Annotated in this window: 1 rRNA gene; it reads right to left on the bottom strand. The window is 56.9% G+C overall.

The window, feature by feature from the left end:
• Positions 1-22: 22 nt before the first annotated feature.
• Positions 23-1,866: ribosomal RNA gene (locus ACIQ6R_RS37025) — 23S ribosomal RNA — on the bottom strand; the annotation flags it as partial.

The following is a 1,866-nucleotide window of genomic DNA, read 5'->3' as shown; positions in this document are numbered from 1 at the left end:
AACACAGTGGACGCGAGCAACTGAGGACAAGCCCTCGGCCTATTAGTACCGGTCACCTCCACACCTTGCGGTGCTTCCAGATCCGGCCTATCAACCCAGTCGTCTACTGGGAGCCTTAACCCCTCAAGGGGGTGGGAGTCCTCATCTCGAAGCAGGCTTCCCGCTTAGATGCTTTCAGCGGTTATCCCTCCCGAACGTAGCCAACCAGCCATGCCCTTGGCAGGACAACTGGCACACCAGAGGTTCGTCCGTCCCGGTCCTCTCGTACTAGGGACAGCCCTTCTCAAGACTCCTACGCGCACAGCGGATAGGGACCGAACTGTCTCACGACGTTCTAAACCCAGCTCGCGTACCGCTTTAATGGGCGAACAGCCCAACCCTTGGGACCGACTCCAGCCCCAGGATGCGACGAGCCGACATCGAGGTGCCAAACCATCCCGTCGATATGGACTCTTGGGGAAGATCAGCCTGTTATCCCCGGGGTACCTTTTATCCGTTGAGCGACGGCGCTTCCACAAGCCACCGCCGGATCACTAGTCCCGACTTTCGTCCCTGCTCGACCCGTCGGTCTCACAGTCAAGCTCCCTTGTGCACTTACACTCAACACCTGATTGCCAACCAGGCTGAGGGAACCTTTGGGCGCCTCCGTTACTCTTTAGGAGGCAACCGCCCCAGTTAAACTACCCATCAGACACTGTCCCTGATCCGGATCACGGACCCAGGTTAGACATCCAGCACGACCAGACTGGTATTTCAACGACGACTCCACCCACACTGGCGTGTGAACTTCAAAGTCTCCCAGCTATCCTACACAAGCCGAACCGAACACCAATATCAAACTGTAGTAAAGGTCCCGGGGTCTTTCCGTCCTGCTGCGCGAAACGAGCATCTTTACTCGTAGTGCAATTTCACCGGGCCTATGGTTGAGACAGTCGAGAAGTCGTTACGCCATTCGTGCAGGTCGGAACTTACCCGACAAGGAATTTCGCTACCTTAGGATGGTTATAGTTACCACCGCCGTTTACTGGCGCTTAAGTTCTCAGCTTCGCCCCACCGAAATGGAGCTAACCGGTCCCCTTAACGTTCCAGCACCGGGCAGGCGTCAGTCCGTATACATCGCCTTACGGCTTCGCACGGACCTGTGTTTTTAGTAAACAGTCGCTTCTCGCTGGTCTCTGCGGCCACCCCCAGCTCAGACAGTAAATATCATCACCAGGAATGGCCCCCCTTCTCCCGAAGTTACGGGGGCATTTTGCCGAGTTCCTTAACCATAGTTCACCCGAACGCCTCGGTATTCTCTACCTGACCACCTGAGTCGGTTTAGGGTACGGGCCGCCATGAAACTCGCTAGAGGCTTTTCTCGACAGCATAGGATCATCCACTTCACCACAATCGGCTCGGCATCAGGTCTCAGCCTCATGTGCGACGGATTTACCTATCGCACGGCCTACACCCTTACCCCGGGACAACCACCGCCCGGGATGGACTACCTTCCTGCGTCACCCCATCACTCACCTACTAACCGCTTGGTCCGGCGGCTCCACCACTTTCCTTTCCCCGAAGGGTCCGGAACGGCTTCACGGCCTTAGCATCACGATGCTCGATGTTTGACGCTTCACAGCGGGTACCGGAATATCAACCGGTTATCCATCGACTACGCCTGTCGGCCTCGCCTTAGGTCCCGACTTACCCTGGGCAGATCAGCTTGACCCAGGAACCCTTAGTCAATCGGCGCAAACGTTTCTCACGTTTGTATCGCTACTCATGCCTGCATTCTCACTCGTGAACCGTCCACAACTCGCTTCCGCGGCTGCTTCACCCGGCACACGACGCTCCCCTACCCATCACAGCCGGCGTTGGCCGTAT

The organism is Streptomyces sp. NPDC096048 (assembly GCF_044763415.1).
In the GTDB taxonomy this organism is placed as follows: domain Bacteria; phylum Actinomycetota; class Actinomycetes; order Streptomycetales; family Streptomycetaceae; genus Streptomyces.
This window is presented reverse-complemented; position numbering and strand designations above follow the sequence as displayed.